This is a genomic window from Paraburkholderia silvatlantica, from assembly GCF_003096715.1.
GTDB lineage: Bacteria > Pseudomonadota > Gammaproteobacteria > Burkholderiales > Burkholderiaceae > Paraburkholderia > Paraburkholderia silvatlantica.
The window spans coordinates 183,614-202,073 of record NZ_QEOL01000010.1 but is presented as its reverse complement, the minus strand read 5'-3'; the positions used below and the strand labels follow the sequence as shown (position 1 = coordinate 202,073).

Here is an 18,460-nt window from a genome sequence, read left to right as displayed (position 1 = left end):
GGACTTGGGGTTGTACATGGGTCGGTTGCGCCTGGTCGGGCTTAGAACGTGATGTTGGTTCGCACGCCCACCACGAACGTGTTGCGCAGCGGCGCGGTCGGGTCCTGCGGATTCTGGCCGGCGCCCGCGTTGAACGTGTATTGCGCATCGGCCTGGAGAATCCACCACGGCGTGACCTGATACTGATAGGTCGCTTCGAGCGCCGTTTCCTGCGTGCGCACGCCGTAAGGACCGCCGGTGAACATCTGCTGGTCGAGGTCGAGGTTGTGCACGTTGTTGCCGACCTTGATGTAGGTGGCGGCGAGCCCCACGCTGTCGTTGTCGCGGCCCTTGAACGGCGCCTTCATCACAATGCCTACGTTGGCTGCGAGGCTCACGAGATTGCGGTCGCCGGGCGCGCCCATCACGCGTGCGAATACGCCGATGCTGCGCGGCTCGTCCGGGTCGGGACGCCAGATCATCTGATCGGCCACTGCATAGAAGCTGTAGTTGCCCCGGTGCTGCGCCGGGACGCCGGTCGAAGCCGGATTCGCGAGCGAAAGCCCTGTGTTGTCGAAGCGCTGATCGGCGAACGAGTTGGTGTTGTACCAGAAGCCCAGCTTGTAGGTGCCAGGCAGGCTGCGATTGTCCGCGCTGACGAGCTGGCCTTCGGACGGCTGGTTGATGGCGTACTGCAGTTCGCCGATCCACAACGTGCCGTTGTGCAGATTGAAGTTCGTACCACTAAGGTTGTTCGGATCGTTGCCGAGCGGATCGCCCGCGAACACGCCTGCGAGCGCCGTCAACGAAGGCGTGATCTGCCCGCGCACGCGCACGCCAAGACCGGCGAGCGGATAGGCCGGGCCGCCGGAGGGCATGTCGTACGATGGCAGCGCCGGCCAGCCGAACATCGTGTTGATGAAGAGTGCCGCATACTGGCTCGTGATGAATTCCTGGTCGAGACTCTGCTGACCGATCTTCACGTCGAGGCGCTTGTCGAGGAACGATTGCTGATACCACAGTTCCCAGAGGCGCGTGGCCGGCGTCGCTTCGATGCCGCTTGCGGTATTCAGCGTGCCGAGGTTCGACGTGCTCAGGTTGGTGCCGTGAATCTGCAGGCCGCTCACGTTGAACAGACCACCCGGAATGCCGAGCGCCTTGCTGGTGTCGACCTGCACGGTCGCCGTCGTGAGGCCGTCGTATGCGCCGCCGGTCTTGAGGCCGCCGCGCAGGTTCGCGAGGTACTCGCTCGTTTCCGTGAGCTGGAAGGTCACGCCGTACTTGCCGAGCCACGGCCGCAGTCCGCCCATGTCGCCGAGCAGGGTCTGGCGCGTCCAGAAGCCGGTCCAGAAGTTCGACGGCTGCGCCTGAATGGCGAGGTCGGCTTCCGGTGCTTCAGGGGCGGCGTCGGGGTTCGCATTGCTCTGTGCGCGGGCGGCGCCGCACGCGAAAGTCGCACTTGCGGCCAGCGCGGCAATGGCGCGCAACGCCGGTGTGCGCCGACGCACCGGGCGGACCGGCCCTGCGCTGCGCGAGCAGGCTAGCGCAGGCACGCGGACGGTTCGGGTCGATTTCATCGTATTCCTTACTTATTGAAAGGTTTGCTGGATTGAGCGCATTGGCGTTTGTGATTCGCAAACCGCTGAATACCCGACATCTCCAGACCGCGCCATCGTACTAACAGCGAATGCAAGCGTCAACAAAAACGAGAATGATTCGCAATTGACTTACGCTGCGTCAGCACAATGCTTGCGATTTGCTGTCTTTGGTGCCATGCGACATTACAGATAGTCAGTTTCCGGCTAATCGGTCAGACCAGTGAAGTCGCTTATCATCAAAGGCGTGAGCCTACGTTTCACCAAACCACTCTTCAAAGAAGCAGGCTTCATGACAGACCTCACGACACGCTACGAACTCGATCTCGATGCGTACTTCGCCCGCATCGGCTACCACGGTCCGCGCGCCGCGACGCTCGCCGTGCTGCGCGAACTGCACCGTCTGCACCCGCTTGCCATTCCCTTCGAGAATCTCGATCCGCTGGCGGGGCGGCGTGTGTCGATCAAGCTCCCGGACGTCGTCGCGAAACTCGTGACGCAGCGCCGCGGCGGCTATTGCTTCGAGCACAACACCTTGCTCGCGCACGTGCTCATGCAACTGGGCTTTGAGGTGACCCCGCTCGCCGCACGTGTGCTGTACGGGCGTGAACCCGACGCGCGCACGCCGCGCACGCATATGCTGCTGCGGGTGGAGGTGGAGGGCGATGCGTGGCTCGTCGACGGGGGCTTCGGTGCCGCGACGCTGCGCGCGCCGCTCTCGTTCTCGACGGATGCGGAGCAGCCGACGCCGCACGAACCGGCGCGCATCGTGACGTTGTCCGCCAACGAGCGCAAGCTGCAATTACACGATGGCGAGAAGTGGTTCGATCTCTATCGCTTCGAATTGACGCCGGCGGAGTGGGTCGATTACGAAGTGGCGAACTGGTACACGTCGGCGTCGCCCGAGTCCTTTTTCACGTTCAGCCTGATCGCGTGCATCGCGCGCGAAGGCGGCCGCGCGATCCTGTTCAACGAGCGCTTTACCGAGCGCGACGCCCAAGGCCAGGTGAGCGAGGAGCGTACGCTCGCAAATGGAGCGGAACTCGCGCAGTGTCTGTGCGAACGCTTCGGCATCGATCTCGCGCACGGCGACGCGGCGCAGCGTATCGACGCCGACGCGCTCTATGCGCGCATGACGTCGCACAGCGCCACACAGTAGGCGCGAGCAAACGCGAGTCGGCGTCCCCGCGCGCAAGGAGGGCATCGTGACTGAGCTGAAAATGACGAAAGCGCTGATGGCGAAGCTGTTCGTGCAAGTCGTGGTCTGGTTCGGGTTGATGGGCGTGCTGTTGTTCGTTTCGGCGGGCACGCTGGCGTGGACGGCGGCGTGGTTGTGGCTCATCGAGTGGGCGTTGTGCGGCGTGTGGATTGGCCTGTGGCTCGGGCGCGAAGATCCGGGGCTCCTCGTCGAGCGGCTCGCGCCGTTCGCGCAACGCACGCAGCAGCCGTGGGACCGCGTGTTCATGCTGTGCGTTTCGGTGGGCTTTTGCGCGTGGCTGTGCCTGATGGGAATCGACGCCGTGCGCATGGGCTGGTCGCGCGTGCCGCTGTGGCTCAGCGTGCTCGGCGCCGTCTTCATCTTCGTCGATATCTACGCGACGCGCGCCGTCTTCGCGGCGAACCGCTTTGCAGCGCCCGTGGTGAAGATTCAGAGCGAACGCGGACATACGGTCAGCGACACCGGCCCGTATGCCTATGTACGTCACCCGATGTATGGTTTCGCGCTGCTCTTTCTCGCCGGCACGCCGCTCATGCTCGGTTCGTGGTGGGGCCTTGCCTGCGTGCCCATTATGGTCGTGGGGATCGGCTATCGAGCGGTGCGGGAGGAGCGCACGCTCGCGGAGAATTTGCCCGGCTACCGCGAGTATCTGGCGCGCGTGCGTTATCGTTTCGTGCCCGGCATCTGGTAGCGAGAGGTCGTGCAGACTACCGCGCGGCAGGCGAGACGAGGGCCTGCGCGTAACGTCGATAAAGCCAGGCGAGCGCCGTGGTGGTGAGCAGCGCGAACACGATATTGCCGATGCTCTGGGCAATGGCGAGCGCAGTGAGCCAACCCGGCTGCCGCACGATTTCAGGCGTGACGCCCGCGAGGCCCATCCCGATCAGCACCAGCAGGCCGCACACTGCAATGGGCAGCGCGGCGACGAAGGTGACACCAAAAAGGCTCCAGAAGTGTCCGCGGCTGTCGCGCCAGGCGGCGCCGAAGGCGATCGGGCTGCCGACGGCGAGCGCCGGAAAGAGCAGCGAGAGGCGCACCGCCACGAACATCCAGATCGCAATGACCACCAGAAAGAGGAACGCCGCACCGCCCTGGTACTGAGGCCGCAGCACGACCCAGAGCAACAGCGCGAATGCGCCGAGCGCGACCGCCAGAATGAGGCCGACCGCAAAAATGCGCAGGAACGGTTTGGCTCCGGCCGGCATGAGCGGCGCGCTGCGCTCGCCGAGCAGCACGAAGCGCGAAATCTTGAGCGTGAACCAGAGGTAGAGAAGCGAATTCAGGAGCGAGGCGAGATTGCCGAGCAAAACGAGCCCGCCGGAGGGCGCCGCGCCTTCGGCCGGCACGGGCCGTCCGGCGAGGCCGAACCAGCCGAGCGCCGCATAGATCACAAACGTCCCCGCAAGGAGAACCGGCATTTGCACGGCGGCCTGCCAGGCGCTGGCCCATGCGCGCTTGACGCATTCCATGAAGGTCATCTGTTGCATGAAGTTTTCGCACGGGTAACAAAGAGCCTACAGTCTAACGCGGCGCCGTGAAATCGGGCACGCTCGTGCAACTCACTTCACGGCGAACAGCGTGAGGTTCATGAAGACCTTGAACACGAACCCGAGCGACACGGCCGCGCCCACGCCCGCACACCAGAGGAGTCCGAACCAGAGCCAGCCGGGCAGCGCGCGGCGCGCTGTCTTAGTGGTAGTGATGGGTGTCGCCATGACGCACCTTGCCTCTAAAGACCCAGTAACCGAGCATCGTGTAGGCGAGGATGATCGGCAGAATGAACGCTGCGCCCGCGAGCGTGAACATCTGGCTCTCGCGCGGCGCGGCGGCCTCCCAGAGCGTGAGGCCCTGCGGAATCGCGTAGGGCCACAGGCTCACGAGCAGGCCCGCGTAGCCGAGCAGCACGAGCCCGATGGCCGCGATGAAGGGCGTCCTGTGATGGCGCGCATGCACGGCCCAGCGCATCCACGCGGCGCAGGCGAGCACGAGCATCGGCACCGGCGCGAGACGCCAGAAGAGGCCAGAGCGGAACCAGCGTTCGGCGATGGCCGGGTCCTGCAGCGGCGTCCACAGGCTCACGAGCGCGATGAAGCCGAGCAGCATGACCGTGAGCGGCCAGACGAGCTTGCGCAGGCGGCGCTGCAGGTCGCCCTCGGTCTTCGCGACGAGCCAGCAGCAGCCGAGCAGCGCATAGGTCGCGACGAGCCCGAAACCCGAGAGCAGGCTGAAGGGCGTGAGCCAGCCGAAGGCGTCGCCGGCGAACCGGCCGCCGTCCATCGGAATGCCTTGCAGGAACGCGCCGAGCGCGATGCCCTGGAAAAACGCCGCGCCCGTCGAGCCGCCAATGAACGCGAGGTCCCACAAATGCTTCGTGCGATTGGCCTTGGCGCGAATCTCGAATGACACGCCGCGGAAGATCAGGCACGCAAGCATGAACACGAGCGGCAGGTAGAGCGCGGAAAGCACGGTCGAGTACACCACGGGGAACACGGCGAACAGCCCCGCGCCGCCGAGCACGAGCCAGGTCTCGTTGCCGTCCCACACGGGGGCGACCGTATTCATCATGAGATCGCGCTCATCCTCGTCGGGAAAGAGCGGAAACACGATGCCGATGCCGAGATCGAAGCCGTCCAGCACCACGTAGAGAAGAACGCCGAGCGCGATAATCGCGGCCCAGATGACGGTGACATCCATTTGCTTGCTAGCCTCGTAACGATGAATGCGGGAGCCTCAGGCGTCGATCAGCTGATCGGCGGCGGACATGGGGCGGCGCGCGGTCTGGCTCGCCGCGAGCGCAGGGTGGGCCACGCGCGGTTCACGCGGCGCCTGGGGAGGATGTGCCTGGGTCTCGGGCAGCGCAGGACCTTTGCGCAGAAGCTTGAGCAGGTAGTAAATGCCCGTGCCGAACACGAGGAAGTACACCGCCACGAACGCCATCAGCGAAACGCCCACCTGTTGCGTCGTGAGCGGCGACACCGCTTGCGCCGTGCGCATCACGCCATAGACCACCCAGGGCTGACGGCCGGCTTCGGTGGTGACCCAGCCTGCGAGCAGCGTGATGAAGCCCGTCGGTCCCATGGCGAGCACGAAGCGCTGGAAACCGCGCGATTCGTAGAGCGTGCCGCGGCGGCGCAGCACCCAGCCGGTCACGCCGAGCAGAATCATCAGGATGCCTAAGCCGACCATGACGCGGAAGCTCCAGAACAACAGCGTCGAATTGGGCCGCTCGTCGGCGGGGAAGGACTTGAGTCCCTTGATCTCGCCGTCCCAGCTATGCGTGAGGATCAGGCTGCCCAGGTGCGGAATGGAAACGGCGTAGCGCGTCGTCTCGGCCTGCATGTCGGGAATGCCGAACAGATTGAGCGCAGTGCCGCCCTGTTCCGTGTCCCAAATGCCTTCGATCGCGGCGATCTTGGCGGGCTGATATTCGCGCGTATTCAGGCCGTGCGCATCGCCCACGAAGGCCTGCACCGGCGCGAGCACGAGCAGCAGGCCGAGCGCCATCGAAAACATCTTCTTGATGGCGGGGTCGCGCCGTCCCTTGAGCAGATGCCATGCGCCGCTCGCAGCCACCACGAGCGCCGCCACGATGAACGCGGCGATCGCCATGTGCGCGAGACGGTACGGGAAGGACGGATTGAAGATGACCTTGAACCAGTCCACCGGCACGACGTGGCCATCGACGACCTTGAAGCCTTGCGGCGTCTGCATCCAGCTATTCGAGGCGAGGATCCAGAACGTGGAAATGAGCGTGCCGATGGCGACCATCAGCGTCGCGCCGAAGTGGGCGCGCGGGCTCACGCGGTTCCAGCCGAACAGCATGATGCCGAGGAAACCCGCTTCGAGAAAGAACGCGGTCATGACTTCGTACATCAGCAGCGGTCCGGTGATGGGGCCCGCGAACGACGAAAAGCCCGACCAGTTGGTGCCGAACTCGTAGCTCATGACGACGCCAGACACGACGCCCATGCCGAAGGCCACGGCGAAGACCTTCGACCAGAACAGGCAGAGGTCCTTGTAGAACGGTTGGCGCGATTTGAGCCAGCAGGCTTCGAGCACGGCGATGAAGCTCGCGAGGCCGATGGAGAGCGCCGGAAAGACGATATGAAATGAAACGGTGAAGGCGAACTGCAGCCGGGCCAGGTCGAAGGCGGAAAGTGACGTGTGCATGTGCGTGCCTGTTGCTTGCTTGCCGGGAAAAGCGCGGAAGAAACGTTGCACGGCGTGGCAGTGGGGGCGCTGCGCTGCTCGTGCGATGGACGTAAGCGTAGGGGAACGGCGAAGGTTTTGCTGCGCTGCGACGTGCGCCAGCGTGTCGCAGCCGTCAATATCAACGAGACGAAAACATGCGCTAACGCATTGATACAGATCAATTTAGATTAAGCGCTCGTTGGGCAGAGGGGGCGTGCGCAGGGTATTGCGCTGCGTCAATACACCGCGCAGCCGCATGGGGTGTGGCAATGTGAGGCTGCGCAAAAGCGCGCCAATGGCGGCGGTATCGGTGGACCGGGGAGTGGCGCCGGAAGCGGCGGAAAATCGGGCCGACATGACGAAGGCGTGGCGTGCGGGTGCGGCCCCCGTGCGAGCATAGGCGATGCAGACCGTCGCGCGCATGCGCGTGAGTGGATAGTTGCTGTTTGTCGCCGGGTTACGATATGCGCACGGCGGTTCCGGTGGTCATCCAGAAACAGGGGGCGAGCGATGCGTGAAGTGCGTTGGGCATCCGAGACGGGCGAGGGCATCGAGCATCTGGCGTTCGATGCGCATTGCGGCCCGAAGTTTGGCGAGGAAGGCGACACGATCCGCGCGGAAAGCGTGGTCATCGGCGAGCGCTACGGCAATGCTTACGGCCTGTGCTACGCCATCGAGTGCGATGCGCACTGGCGCGTGCGTTGGGCGGCGTTTCGCGTGATGGGCGGCCGTTCGCTCGTGCTCCACAGCGACGGCAAGGGCCATTGGACCGACGGCGAGGGGAGCGCGCTGGAAGCGCTCAACGGCTGCATCGATATCGACATCGCCGCGACGCCGTATACGAACACGCTGCCGATCCGGCGTCTGGGTCTCGCGCGCGGCGAGCGCCAGCCGATCCGCGTGGCGTACATCGCCGCGCCCGAACTGGAGCCCAAGCCCGCCGAGCAGGCCTATGTGTGCATCGAGCGCGACCGCGAGTATCGCTACGAGGGCATCTTTCGCGACTTCACGGCGAACCTGCGCGTGGACGAAGATGGGCTCGTGATCGACTATCCCACGCTGTTCCGGCGCCTGCCGCCGCCGGACCGGTAGGACGCGGCGACAAGACGCTTACGCCGCGCCGCCCGCGCTCTTGCCGAACAGCAATTGCTCGACCAGCGTGTTGTCGATGGTTTCGTTGTTGAGCGTGCGCGCGAGCAGTTCGCCCGCGAGCAGCTGCGGCGAGAACACCATATCCGGCTGCAAAAGACGCAGCCGCTGCAGGTTGCGGCTGTCGTTGACGAGCGCCACGGTGCGCACCTTCGGCGCAATCTCCTTGATGGCGAGAATCACGAAGGCGTTCTCGGCGTCGTCCGAGCGCAGCGCGAGCGCGGCGAGTGCGGTTTCGGCGCCCGCGCTGTGCAGCGTGGCGGTGTCGCTCGCATCGCCGACGATGAGATCGGCCTGCGGCGGATAATTGTGCGGGGTGTTCGGCGCGACGATCACGGTCGCCGCGTAGCCGCGCTTGATGAGCCCCGCGTATACGCTATGCGCGAGCGGCGACGCGCCGACGATCAGATAGTGGTTCTTGCGGGTCACGTTGGAAATGCCTCCCTTCACGATGCGTTTCAAATGGCCGCCGATCACGGGCCCGATCACGGCGCTGATCGACGTCGCGAACACGGTGATGCCGAGCACGATGATCGAGGCCGTGAAAAGCCGCGCGGTGTCCGAGCGCGGCACGATATCGCCGTAGCCGACCGTGGACATCGACACGATCGAGAAGTAGAACGCCGTGACGAGATTGCCGATAGGCGGTTCGAAATCGCCGCCGAGATACAGCGAGCCGAACACCGCATAGACGACCAACGAGCCAATGCTCAGGAATGCGAACAACGATCCCGCGGCGACGCTCGCGCGATCGAAGTGGCGCCAGTAATAGATGAGAGCGCAGGCGAGTGCGAGCGAGAAGCCGGCGAGCGCGTGGCTGCGATAGTCGCCCCACAGGCAGATGCTGGCAGCGCCGGCGAGCAGCACCAGTGACAGCACCCACGCCACGCGCGCGCGCAGCGCGATGCCGAACGACATCATCGTGAGGCCGGTCGCAACGAGTGCCTGGGGCAGCGCGAGCACGCCGAACGCGTTGATGAGCGTGATCCAGTCGTCGAACCAGCTGCCGCGCGCGTGTTCGAGCGCTTTCTGCGCGACCGGGCGCACCAGCAGCAGGCCGTCGATCACCAGCAGCACGGCCAGGTAGCCGTGCGGCGCGAGCCCTCCGGCATAGCCGCGCAGGCGGCGCGCATACGCGTTCATTGCTGCTGCGCTTGTTGCGTCGGCTGCGCCGGTTGTTCGGATTCCGCCGGTTGCGTCTGCACGATGTGCAGCTCGCGCGTGCGCAGGGGCAGCGAGCAGTGCGCGTCGTTGAGCACCTGGCGCACCTGGCGCGACAGCTCCCAGCGCATCTCCCAGAATGTGTCGATGTTCGACCACACACGAATGTTGAGCACGGCGGTGCTGTCGTCGAAGCGCGCCACCATCACTTGAGGCGCGGGAGAGGCCAGCACGCGCGGGTCGGCGGCGGCGAGCGCGCGCAGGGCGTCGATCGCGCGGGTCACGTCGTCGCGCACCGATACTTCCACTTCGAGGTCGAGCCGGCGCGTGGGATTGCGGCTGTAGTTGCGGATCGAATTGCTCCACAACGCGCTGTTCGGCACGTATTCGCAAATGCCGTCCGGTTTCGTGAGACGCGTGGTGAAGAGGTTCACTTCCTCGACGGTGCCCGCGACGCTGGCGCCGGCGCTGCCGTCGATATAGTCGCCCACCTTGAACGGCCGCAGCAGCAACAGCATGATGCCGGCCGCGATGTTCTGCAGCGTGCCCTGCAGCGCGAGGCCGATGGCGAGACCGGCCGCGCCGAGCACTGCGACGATGCTGGCGGTCTGGATGCCGATCTGCGAAAGCGCGCCGATCACGGCGACGAGGCGCACGCCCCACACGGCGGTGTCGCGCACGATGGGGCGCAGCGTGGGGTCGATGCCGCCGCCGCGCCGCTTGATCCAGTTGCCCACGCGCCGGGAGAGCCACCAGCCGAACCAGAGGATCGCAAAGGCCGCGCACAAGCGCAGCGCAAGCGCGGAGAGCGCGTCCCACAGGAAGCTCCAGTTGGACGGGTGCAGATGTTCGAGGAGGGCTTGCATGGCGAATCGGTCCTTGTCTTCGGAGCCTTGGGTCTGGCTCCGTGGCGAAAGGACGTATTGTACGAGCGGCGTTTCGCGCGCGGCGAGCGCGTGCCGCGCCGAATCGCCTTTAAGGGAGACGCATCAGCCCTTGGGCGGCGTATGAGCGCCCGGCCCGAGCGTGCGCTGCATGAGCGCGGTGTCGCGCCACTCGCCGTGTTTGAAGCCCACGCCGCGCAGCGTGCCGGTCAGCGCGAAGCCCAGCCGCTCGTGCAGTTTGAGCGAACCGCCGCGCGGGTCGGCGACCACGGCGATCATCTGCCGCCACGGGCCGGCCTCGCAGCGCTCGATCAGCGCGTTGAGCAGCGTGTGGCCGAGCCCGCGGCCGCGAAAAGCCTCGTCGATATAAATCGAGTCTTCGATCGTGAAGCGGTACGCCGGACGCGGCCGGTAGGGCGTGGCGTAGCAGTAGCCCGTCACGCGGCCGTCGATTTCGGCGACGAGCCAGGGCAGGCCGTGTTCGCGCACGGCGGCGTGGCGGCGCAGGAGTTCGTCGAGCGAAGGCGGCGTCTCCTCGAACGACGCCGTGCCGTGCAGCACGTGGTGTGCGTAGATCGCGGCGATGGCGGGAAAGTCGTCGGCGGTGGCGTCGCGCACGTGCGCGTCGGAATGCGGGTTCATCGATTAAAGCGAGGCACGAAGGAGGTTTGCATCCCTCACTATGCCTCGCGCCGGCGCGCTTTTGAAGCGCGCCAAAAATCCCGACCTAGACGCGCTGCGTGCCCGCGCGATTCGCGACAGCGGAAGCGCCGCTCGCGCGCCCGAAGCGCCGCGCGCCTGCCACGCACGCGATCACCACGGCGGTGACGGCGATCATCGCGGGCGGCACGGACTCGTGCAGCAGCAGCGCCGCGAGCACGAAGCCGAAGAACGGCTGCAGCAACTGCAACTGCCCGACGCCCGCAATGCCGCCGAGCGCGAGCCCGCGGTACCAGAAGACGAAGCCGATCAGCATGCTGAAGAGCGACACATAGGCGAACCCCCACCACGAGGCCGCGCCCACCGCGGCGAACGACGCGGGCCGCAGCCACCACGCGAGCGGCGCCATCACGGGCAGCGAGATCACGAGTGCCCAGCAGATCACCTGCCAGCCGCCCAGGCGCCGCGAGAGCCGCGCGCCTTCCGCATAGCCGAGCCCGCACACGACGATCGCGCCGAGCATGAGCGTGTCGCCAAGCGGCGAGGCGTCGATGCCGTGGCGCAGCGCGAATGCCACCACGGCGGCGCTCCCCACCGCGGAAAAGATCCAGAAGGCCGGCTGCGGACGCTCGCTCGCCCGCAGCACGCCGAATATGGCCGTGGCGAGCGGCAGCAGGCCGACGAACACGATGGCGTGTGCCGAACTCACGTGCTGGAGCGCGAGCGCCGTCAGGAGCGGAAAGCCGACCACCACGCCGAGCGCAACGATGACGAGCGGCCAGAACTCGGCGCGCGCCGGCCGCGCCGCGCGCAGCCCGAGAAGCAGCAGCGCGCCAAGGCCGCCTGCGATGCTCGCCCGCGCGACGGTAAGGAACACCGGGTCGAGGCCGAGCACGGCGAGCCGCGTGGCGGGCAGCGATCCGCTGAAGATGAGGACGCCTGCGAGGCCGCAGAGCCAGCCGTCGGTAGTGGAATCGAGCGTTTTGCGCATGGGGTTTCGTCGAGGGAAAACATCGGGGATCGATCTTCATGATGATGCGTGCCGCACCGCTCGAGGGTAAGCTACAGATCAGTACAATTTGTTCAAACTGTATTGAACACGGAGCAGTACAGATGAAAGACAGAGCGAGGACACAAGCCCTGCCCATGACGCGTGTCGAGCGGGTGATGCAGGCGCTGCGCGAGCGCATTGCCGCGCGCTCGCTGGCTGCGGGCGCGCGCGTGCCGTCCATCCGGGCGATGAGCGAGCAGCTTGGCGTGTCGAATTCGACGGTGGTGGAGGCCTACGAGCGCCTCGTCGCCGAAGGCGTGCTCGCCGCGCGGCGCGGCGCTGGATTTTTCGTGGCCGGGCACGCGCCGCCGCTCGCGCTCGCCGCGCTCGGGCCGCAGCTCGACCGCGAGATCGATCCGCTCTGGCTCACGCGCCAGTCGCTGCAGACCGAGGCCGACGCGCTGCGGCCCGGCTGCGGCTGGCTGCCCGCCTCGTGGCTGCCGCAGGACGCCGTGCGGCGCGCGCTGCGCGCCCTCGCACGCGACCCGCGCGCGCCGCTCACCGATTACGCGTCGCCTCCCGGCTTGCCGGCGCTGCGTCAGCAGCTGGCATGGCGGCTCGGCCAGCACGGCGTGGAGGCCGCGCCCGGGCAGATCGTGCTGACCGACGGCGGCACCCAGGCGCTCGACCTGCTGTGCCGCTTTCTGCTGGAGCCGGGCGACACCGTGCTCGTGGACGATCCGTGCTACTTCAATTTCCAGGCGCTGCTGCGCGCGCATCGCGTACGCGTGGTCGGCGTGCCGTACACGCCGACGGGCCCCGATCTCGCCGCGTTCGAGCGCGCGCTGGCCGAATCGCGCCCGCGCCTTTACGTGACGAACTCGGCGGTCCACAACCCCACTGGCGCGACGCTCGCGCCCGCCGTCGCGCATCGCCTGCTCAAGCTCGCGGAGCAACACGACCTCCTGATCGTCGAGGACGACATCTTCGCCGACTTCGAGATCGAGCCCGCGCCGCGCCTCGCGGCCTTCGACGGGCTCGCGCGCGTGGTGACGATCGGCAGCTTTTCGAAGACGATGTCGGCAGCCGCGCGCTGCGGTTTCATCGCGGCGCGCGCAGACTGGATCGAGCCGCTCGTGGATCTCAAGCTCGCGGTCTCGTTCGGCAATGGGGAGATGGTGGCGGAACTCGTGCACCGCCTGCTCGTGGACGGCACGTATCGGCGGCACCTGGACGGCTTGCGCGCGAAGCTCGCCGACGCCATGGGCGAAACGCTGCAACGGCTCGCGGCGCTGGGCCTGAGCGCGTGGACGCGTCCACAGGCGGGACTCTTCGTATGGGCGCAATTGCCGGACGGACTGGACGCCGCGCAGATCGCGCGCGAGGCGCTGGTGGAAGGCGTGGTGCTCGCGCCGGGCAACGTGTTCAGCGTGTCGCGCAGCGCGAGCGATTTTCTGCGCTTCAATGTTTCGCAGTGCAATCGTCCGAAGGTCTACGAAACATTGCAGCGTGCGATGGAGCGGGTGGCGCAGCCTGCATGAAGCCGCCGCGCCCGCGTATCACGGTTCGTGACGCAGATAGCCTTCCTTCGACGGATCGCGCATGCGCCACGACACGATCAGCGAAATCGCGCACAGGGCGGTCACGTACCAGTAGAACGTGGACTCGCTGCCGGCCGACTTGAACCACAGCGCGACGTATTCGGCCGAGCCGCCGAACAGCGCGTTGGCTACCGCGTACGAGAGGCCCACGCCCATCGCGCGCACTTCGGGCGGAAACATCTCGGCCTTGATGAGGCCGCTGATCGACGTGTAGAAGCTGACGATCGCGAGCGCCACCGTGATCAGCGCGAACGCGGCCACCGGGCTCGATACGTCCTTGAGCGCATGCATGAGCGGCACCGTGCCGATCACCGCGAAGGCGCCGAACAGGATCATCGACGTGCGGCGGCCGATCTTGTCGGACAGCGCGCCGAACACCGGCTGCATCAGCATGTAGACGAAGAGCGCGCAGGTCATCACGTTGCTGGCGGTTTTCGCGTGCATGCCGGCCGTGTTCACGAGGTACTTCTGCATGTAGGTCGTGAACGTGTAGAAGATCAGCGAGCCGCCTGCCGTGAAGCCGACCACCGTGAGGAACGCGCCCTTGTGCTGCCACACGCCGCGTATCGTGCCCGCATCGCGTTTGTGGCGCGACTCGCTCGTCGAGGTTTCGTCGAGCGATTTGCGCAGATAGAGCGAGATCAGCGCGGCGCATGCGCCGACCACGAACGGAATGCGCCAGCCCCAGGCCTTCAGTTCTTCGGTGGACAGCGTTTGCTGCAGGATCACGAGCACGAGGAGCGCGCAGAGCTGGCCGCCGATCAGCGTGACGTACTGGAACGACGCGAAGAAGCCGCGCCGGCCCTTGAGCGCGACCTCGCTCATGTAGGTCGCGCTCGTGCCGTATTCGCCGCCCACCGAAAGCCCCTGGAAGAGCCGCGCGACGAGTAGCAGGAACGGGGCGAACGCGCCGATCTGCGCGTAGGTGGGCAGCATGGCGATCACGAGCGAGCCGCCGCACATCATGAGCACCGAGATCATCATCGCGCTGCGCCGGCCATGGCGGTCGGCGATGCGGCCGAACAGCCAGCCGCCGATGGGCCGCATGAGGAAGCCTGCGGCGAACACGCCGGCGGTGTTGAGCAACTGCGTGGTGGTGTTGCCGCTCGGGAAGAACGCGGGCGCGAAATAGAGCGCGCAGAACGAGTAGATGTAGAAGTCGAACCACTCGACGAGATTGCCCGACGAGGCGCCGACGATGGCGAATACGCGTCGCCTCGTGTCTTGCGCGGATAGCGTGGTTGGGTCGATCTGGACGTCCATGGGCGGGTGTTCTCCTGGTTTGTGTGTTTTGTGGCGAGCGGCCGTCGCGCAGCCGTCGTGGGAGTTGCAACGCGTGCCGCCGGGTCCCGGCGCGCGATGCCCGCGATTTTAGCTAACTGTAATTAAATGTGTGGAAAATGTAATAGTGGCGCGAAAAGATTCCGAACTGGCCACATCGGGCCGAGGTGACGCCAGTTCGCGAGGCACAGGAACGGCCAGCGGGGAGCCGCCGGCCGGAGGGGAAACGGCAGGGAAAACAGCAGGGAAAACAGCAGGGGAAACAGCAGGGGAAACGCGCTCAATGCTGCTTGCGCAGCGGCACGTCGCGCAACAGCCACGACAGCGCGAACGAAAACACCACCACGACCGCAGCCGCGAGATAAACCGTGTGGAGCGCGCCGGCGAATGCATCGAGATACTGCGCGTGCAGCGTGGGCGGCAAATGGCGGATCACGTCGGGCGTGAGCGGTTGGGGCAACTCCACGCCGGCGGCAAGCCCCTTTTCTAGCCGCGCGTGCAGCCCATGCGAGAACACGGCGCCGAACGCGGCCACCCCGACCGAGCCGCCAATCGAGCGGAACAGCGTCGCGCCCGACGTGGCCACGCCCATGTGGCGAAACTCCACGGCGTTCTGCACGGCGAGGATCAGCACCTGCATCACCATGCCGAGGCCACAGCCGAGCAGGCCCATGTAAAGATACATGAGGTGAATGGGCGTATCGATCTGCAGGCGCGCGAGCAGCGTCATCGCCACGGCCACGAGCGCCGTGCCCGCGATCGGGAACATGCGGTACTTGCCGACCTTGCTGATGATGCGGCCCGTGATGATCGACATGACGAGTACGCCGCCCATCATCGGCAGCATCTGCATGCCGGCCTGCGAAGGCGTCGAGCCCTTCACCACCTGCAGATAGAGCGGCAGGAAGGTGACCGAACCGAACAGCGACACGCCCACGATGAAGCCGATCAGGCTCGCGAGCACGAAAGTGCGCTCGCGAAAGAGTTCGAGCGGCATGATGGGTTCGGCGGCGTGCTTTTCCTCGTGGATGAAGCCCGCCACGGCGACGATGCCGAGCAGCAGCGTGAGCCAGAGCGTGGGGGACGTCCACGGCAGCAGCGAGCCGCCCTCGCTCGTGAAAAGGATCAGGCAGGTGAGGGCGGCGGCGAGCCAGCCCGCGCCCATGTAGTCGATCACGTGCTTCACGTGCGCGGCGCGCGGCTTGAACACCGCGCCGATCACCACGAGCGCGATCGCGCCTAACGGCAAGTTGATGTAGAAAATCCAGCGCCACGACAGATGCTCGACGAGAAAGCCGCCGAGCAGCGGCCCGATCACCGTGGCGATACCGAATACGCCGCCGAACATGCCCTGATACTTGCCGCGCTGCGCGGGCGGGATCACATCGCCGATGGCGGCCATCGTCACGACCATCAGGCCCCCGCCGCCGATGCCCTGCAGGGCGCGCAGCACGATGAGCTGCTCCATGTCCTGCGCCACGCCGCAAAGTGCCGAACCGATCAGGAAGATCACGATGGCGGCCTGCAGCACGACCTTGCGCCCGAACAGGTCGCCGAACTTTCCGTAGAGCGGCACGACGATCGTCGAGGTGAGCAGGTAGGCCGTGACGACCCACGAGAGCCGGTCGAGCCCGCCCAGCTCGCCGACGATGGTGGGCAGCGCCGTCGAGACGATGGTCTGGTCGAGCGCGGCCAGCAGCATGACGAGCAGGAGCGCCGGAAACAGCAGCCGGATCGGCGGGTGGCCGCCCCGCGGATGGCCGCCCCGCGGGTCGCCGCCGGCATCGGCAGCCGCCGGGCCCGACGCCGGCGCCGCCGCTTTCGCGCGAGCGCCAGCCCTCGCCGTAGCGGGCACAGGGTGTTTCGTGCTGGATTCCATCATGGCCATCTGTCTTGAAATTAATTAATTCGGAGGTTAATATTAGGATAATTATTCCAGTTGGTCAAAATTCATTTCGTTACCCGATAAAACGCCTATGAAAGTGCCAGAATCCACCCTCGACAGCGCAGGCGGCACGCCAGGCCGGGGCGCCGGACGTCGTCCCGGCCGGCCGAGCGGCGGCGTGGGCGGGGCGGAACAGCGCGCGCGTCTGATCGAAGCCGCACTTGCGTTGTTTGCGCGCCGGGGCATCCTTGACACCTCGCTTGCCGCCATCGCCCGCGAGGCAGGCGTGACGCCCGCGATGGTCCATTACTACTTCAGGACGCGCGATCAGCTGATCGACGTGCTGATCGACGAGCGTTTCGTGCCGCTGCGCGAGGCGCTTGGCGACGTCTTCGCGGAGCATCCCGACGATCCCGTGGCGGCGCTCACCGCGCTGGTGCAGCGCTTCGTGGCGCTGGGGCAGCGCAATCCGTGGTTTCCGCCGCTGTGGGTGCGCGACGTCATCAGCGAGGGCGGCGTGCTGCGCCAGCGCATGCTCGAGCGCCTCGGCCGCGAGCACCAGGAACAGGCTCACATGGCAATTGCGCGCTGGCAGCGCGAGGGCCGGCTCAACGCGGCGCTGGAGCCTTCGCTGCTGTTCCAGTCGCTGATGGGTCTCACGCTGCTCCCGCTCGCCACCAGCCAGATGTGGCGCGGCGATGCGCGGCAGCCTCACGTCGGGGTCGAGGCGATCGCGCGCCATGCGGTCGCGCTCATCACCGAGGGCGTGGGGCCAAAGCGCATCGACGCACGCGCCGCTACCGGCATCGATACCGATTAGCGGCCGACTTGCGCCGTGGTACGCTCCGTGACCTTTGCGGCACGGTCCGTGCGCTGTGCCGCGCGGATGTTCCCCGGTCGAGGTCCGGTCTGCGTTCTTCTCCTGCTTCTTCCCGCGCTCGCGCAGGCTGCGTGCGGCGGCGGCCTGCTTCTGTTGATTTTTCAATCGCTGCCAGCAGGTCTTACCCGACACGCATCGAAACTCGACGCGCTCGGCCTGGCTCCTCGCGCGCCCGGCCCGCAGGCGAGGAAGCCGCGCCGTACTTGCGCATCTTCAATCCGGTGCTGCAGGGCCACCCCTGTCGTCGAGCATGAACTGGCGCGCCGGCGCGCACTCGAAGCCTATGCACAAACCGGCAGAGTCAAGGGCCTCGGCGCTTCGCGGCAGGGCCCGAAGCAGAGCGCAAAACAGGGCGGCAAAGCACGAGCGAGGCCGTCATCGGGCTGTCTTGTGATGCGGCTATCGTGCGCGGCGCGGATGAGCGCTCGCGCGGCACGCAGGAACCGGACGGCATCAAGATTGCTCTATCAGGACGGCCCGCGTTGCCGTGGGCCCGGCGTGACTCCGGGCTCGTAGCCTTGCGGCACTCGGCCTGACAGACAGAAAGGCATGTAAGCAAACAATGAATGCAGTACACAAGCTCGACCGGACGACCATCGTCCTGGTCGAAGACGACCCGCACAGCCGGGCGTCACTGACTTCGCTGCTCGAGGCGGAGGGTGCGCATGTCGTGGCGGTCGAAGACGCCGAAACGGGCGTCGAAGCGGCCCTGAGCCTGCACCCCGACGCCGTGGTCTGCGATCTCGACCTGCCGGCCATGGACGGCTTCTACCTGATCCAGCGTCTGCGCGACTACGAAATTCGCGGCGATCACGCCCCGACCGTTGCGGTCGCGCTCACGGGCCATACCGACGAAAGCTGGCGTTTGCGCAGCATCGGCGAGGGCTTCCAGCACTTCATGACCAAGCCGGCCCGGCCGGAAGATCTGGTGACGCTGCTGAGCGACGCGATCGACGCGCGCCAGTCGCTGTGACGCGGCGCGCG

17 protein-coding genes are annotated in these 18,460 nt (G+C 66.4%); 6 read left to right on the top strand and 11 right to left on the bottom strand.

Going from position 1 to position 18,460, the window contains the following annotated elements:
- Positions 1-41: 41 nt before the first annotated feature.
- Positions 42-1,556 carry a carbohydrate porin gene (locus C7411_RS15870; protein WP_110385209.1) on the bottom strand — a complete coding sequence of 505 codons (1,515 nt, stop codon included), beginning with the start codon at positions 1,554-1,556 and terminating at the stop codon, positions 42-44.
- A 310-nt stretch (positions 1,557-1,866) separates the two neighbouring features.
- Here C7411_RS15870 and C7411_RS15865 point away from each other — a divergent pair, with 310 nt between their 5' ends.
- Both C7411_RS15865 and C7411_RS15860 read left to right on the top strand, forming a co-directional pair.
- Entirely contained in the window at positions 1,867-2,733 is an 867-nt protein-coding gene (locus tag C7411_RS15865) for an arylamine N-acetyltransferase family protein (protein WP_110385256.1), read from the top strand.
- Between the two features lie 73 nt (positions 2,734-2,806).
- Positions 2,807-3,484 carry a methyltransferase family protein gene (locus tag C7411_RS15860; protein WP_110385255.1) on the top strand — a complete coding sequence of 226 codons (678 nt, stop codon included), beginning with the start codon at positions 2,807-2,809 and terminating at the stop codon, positions 3,482-3,484.
- Positions 3,485-3,500: 16 nt separating this feature from the next.
- Here C7411_RS15860 and C7411_RS15855 read toward each other — a convergent pair whose 3' ends face one another.
- The 4 genes from C7411_RS15855 to C7411_RS15845 form a co-directional block, all read right to left on the bottom strand.
- Positions 3,501-4,280, bottom strand: a complete 780-nt coding sequence (locus C7411_RS15855; protein ID WP_133253661.1) for a hypothetical protein — start codon at positions 4,278-4,280, stop codon at positions 3,501-3,503.
- 72 nt (positions 4,281-4,352) lie between these two features.
- A complete protein-coding gene (locus C7411_RS37530; RefSeq protein ID WP_165822818.1) occupies positions 4,353-4,508 on the bottom strand; it encodes a hypothetical protein in 156 nt (51 codons plus the stop codon).
- Complete coding sequence (cydB, locus tag C7411_RS15850) at positions 4,483-5,487, bottom strand: cytochrome d ubiquinol oxidase subunit II (RefSeq protein ID WP_110385207.1); 1,005 nt, start codon at positions 5,485-5,487, stop codon at positions 4,483-4,485. Before cydB ends, C7411_RS37530 begins: the two co-directional genes overlap by 26 nt.
- Before the next feature lie 36 nt (positions 5,488-5,523).
- Positions 5,524-6,963, bottom strand: a complete 1,440-nt coding sequence (locus C7411_RS15845; RefSeq protein WP_110385254.1) for a cytochrome ubiquinol oxidase subunit I — start codon at positions 6,961-6,963, stop codon at positions 5,524-5,526.
- 531 nt (positions 6,964-7,494) lie between these two features.
- On the opposite strand from C7411_RS15845, the gene C7411_RS15840 reads away from it, so the two are divergent.
- Positions 7,495-8,076, top strand: a complete 582-nt coding sequence (locus C7411_RS15840; RefSeq protein ID WP_110385206.1) for a putative glycolipid-binding domain-containing protein — start codon at positions 7,495-7,497, stop codon at positions 8,074-8,076.
- Positions 8,077-8,094: 18 nt separating this feature from the next.
- Here the strand turns inward: C7411_RS15840 and kch are convergent, their stop codons facing one another.
- The 4 genes from kch to C7411_RS15820 all read right to left on the bottom strand — a co-directional run bounded on the left by kch (position 8,095) and on the right by C7411_RS15820 (position 11,829).
- Positions 8,095-9,276, bottom strand: coding sequence for a voltage-gated potassium channel protein (gene kch / locus C7411_RS15835; RefSeq protein ID WP_110385205.1), 1,182 nt, complete (start codon positions 9,274-9,276; stop codon positions 8,095-8,097).
- Entirely contained in the window at positions 9,273-10,160 is an 888-nt protein-coding gene (locus tag C7411_RS15830) for a mechanosensitive ion channel family protein (protein ID WP_110385204.1), read from the bottom strand. The genes kch and C7411_RS15830 overlap by 4 nt, the downstream gene beginning before the upstream one ends.
- Positions 10,161-10,283: 123 nt before the next feature.
- Positions 10,284-10,820 carry a GNAT family N-acetyltransferase gene (locus C7411_RS15825; RefSeq protein WP_110385203.1) on the bottom strand — a complete coding sequence of 179 codons (537 nt, stop codon included), beginning with the start codon at positions 10,818-10,820 and terminating at the stop codon, positions 10,284-10,286.
- An 85-nt stretch (positions 10,821-10,905) separates the two neighbouring features.
- Entirely contained in the window at positions 10,906-11,829 is a 924-nt protein-coding gene (locus C7411_RS15820) for a DMT family transporter (RefSeq protein ID WP_110385202.1), read from the bottom strand.
- A 122-nt stretch (positions 11,830-11,951) separates the two neighbouring features.
- Here C7411_RS15820 and C7411_RS15815 point away from each other — a divergent pair, with 122 nt between their 5' ends.
- Positions 11,952-13,370 (top strand): aminotransferase-like domain-containing protein, encoded by a 1,419-nt coding sequence (locus C7411_RS15815; RefSeq protein WP_110385201.1) that lies wholly within the window; start codon positions 11,952-11,954, stop codon positions 13,368-13,370.
- A gap of 18 nt (positions 13,371-13,388) precedes the next feature.
- Here the strand turns inward: C7411_RS15815 and C7411_RS15810 are convergent, their stop codons facing one another.
- Positions 13,389-14,693: an MFS family transporter gene (locus C7411_RS15810; RefSeq protein ID WP_110385200.1), complete on the bottom strand. Its 1,305-nt coding sequence runs from the start codon at positions 14,691-14,693 to the stop codon at positions 13,389-13,391.
- 298 nt (positions 14,694-14,991) lie between these two features.
- The gene (locus C7411_RS15805; RefSeq protein WP_110385253.1) at positions 14,992-16,590 is read right to left on the bottom strand and encodes an MDR family MFS transporter; all 1,599 of its coding nucleotides are present in this window, start codon (positions 16,588-16,590) and stop codon (positions 14,992-14,994) included.
- 97 nt (positions 16,591-16,687) lie between these two features.
- Between C7411_RS15805 and C7411_RS15800 the strand changes: the two genes are divergently transcribed.
- Both C7411_RS15800 and C7411_RS15795 read left to right on the top strand, forming a co-directional pair.
- Positions 16,688-17,416: a TetR/AcrR family transcriptional regulator gene (locus tag C7411_RS15800; RefSeq protein ID WP_110385199.1), complete on the top strand. Its 729-nt coding sequence runs from the start codon at positions 16,688-16,690 to the stop codon at positions 17,414-17,416.
- Between the two features lie 622 nt (positions 17,417-18,038).
- Positions 18,039-18,449, top strand: coding sequence for a response regulator (locus tag C7411_RS15795; protein ID WP_042265144.1), 411 nt, complete (start codon positions 18,039-18,041; stop codon positions 18,447-18,449).
- Positions 18,450-18,460: the final 11 nt, after the last annotated feature.

Excerpts from the sequence above, each read along its gene's own strand:
- C7411_RS15865 (WP_110385256.1), top strand. The coding sequence starts at position 1,867 with ATGACAGACCTCACGACACGCTACGAACTCGATCTCGATGCGTACTTC.
- C7411_RS15800 (WP_110385199.1), top strand. The coding sequence starts at position 16,688 with ATGAAAGTGCCAGAATCCACCCTCGACAGCGCAGGCGGCACGCCAGGC.
- C7411_RS37530 (WP_165822818.1), bottom strand. The coding sequence starts at position 4,508 with ATGGCGACACCCATCACTACCACTAAGACAGCGCGCCGCGCGCTGCCC.
- C7411_RS15805 (WP_110385253.1), bottom strand. The coding sequence starts at position 16,590 with ATGGAATCCAGCACGAAACACCCTGTGCCCGCTACGGCGAGGGCTGGC.
- C7411_RS15845 (WP_110385254.1), bottom strand. The coding sequence starts at position 6,963 with ATGCACACGTCACTTTCCGCCTTCGACCTGGCCCGGCTGCAGTTCGCC.
- C7411_RS15815 (WP_110385201.1), top strand. The coding sequence starts at position 11,952 with ATGAAAGACAGAGCGAGGACACAAGCCCTGCCCATGACGCGTGTCGAG.
- C7411_RS15870 (WP_110385209.1), bottom strand. The coding sequence starts at position 1,556 with ATGAAATCGACCCGAACCGTCCGCGTGCCTGCGCTAGCCTGCTCGCGC.
- C7411_RS15795 (WP_042265144.1), top strand. The coding sequence starts at position 18,039 with ATGAATGCAGTACACAAGCTCGACCGGACGACCATCGTCCTGGTCGAA.
- cydB (WP_110385207.1), bottom strand. The coding sequence starts at position 5,487 with ATGGATGTCACCGTCATCTGGGCCGCGATTATCGCGCTCGGCGTTCTT.
- C7411_RS15840 (WP_110385206.1), top strand. The coding sequence starts at position 7,495 with ATGCGTGAAGTGCGTTGGGCATCCGAGACGGGCGAGGGCATCGAGCAT.
- C7411_RS15830 (WP_110385204.1), bottom strand. The coding sequence starts at position 10,160 with ATGCAAGCCCTCCTCGAACATCTGCACCCGTCCAACTGGAGCTTCCTG.
- C7411_RS15825 (WP_110385203.1), bottom strand. The coding sequence starts at position 10,820 with ATGAACCCGCATTCCGACGCGCACGTGCGCGACGCCACCGCCGACGAC.
- C7411_RS15855 (WP_133253661.1), bottom strand. The coding sequence starts at position 4,280 with ATGCAACAGATGACCTTCATGGAATGCGTCAAGCGCGCATGGGCCAGC.
- C7411_RS15810 (WP_110385200.1), bottom strand. The coding sequence starts at position 14,693 with ATGGACGTCCAGATCGACCCAACCACGCTATCCGCGCAAGACACGAGG.
- kch (WP_110385205.1), bottom strand. The coding sequence starts at position 9,276 with ATGAACGCGTATGCGCGCCGCCTGCGCGGCTATGCCGGAGGGCTCGCG.
- C7411_RS15820 (WP_110385202.1), bottom strand. The coding sequence starts at position 11,829 with ATGCGCAAAACGCTCGATTCCACTACCGACGGCTGGCTCTGCGGCCTC.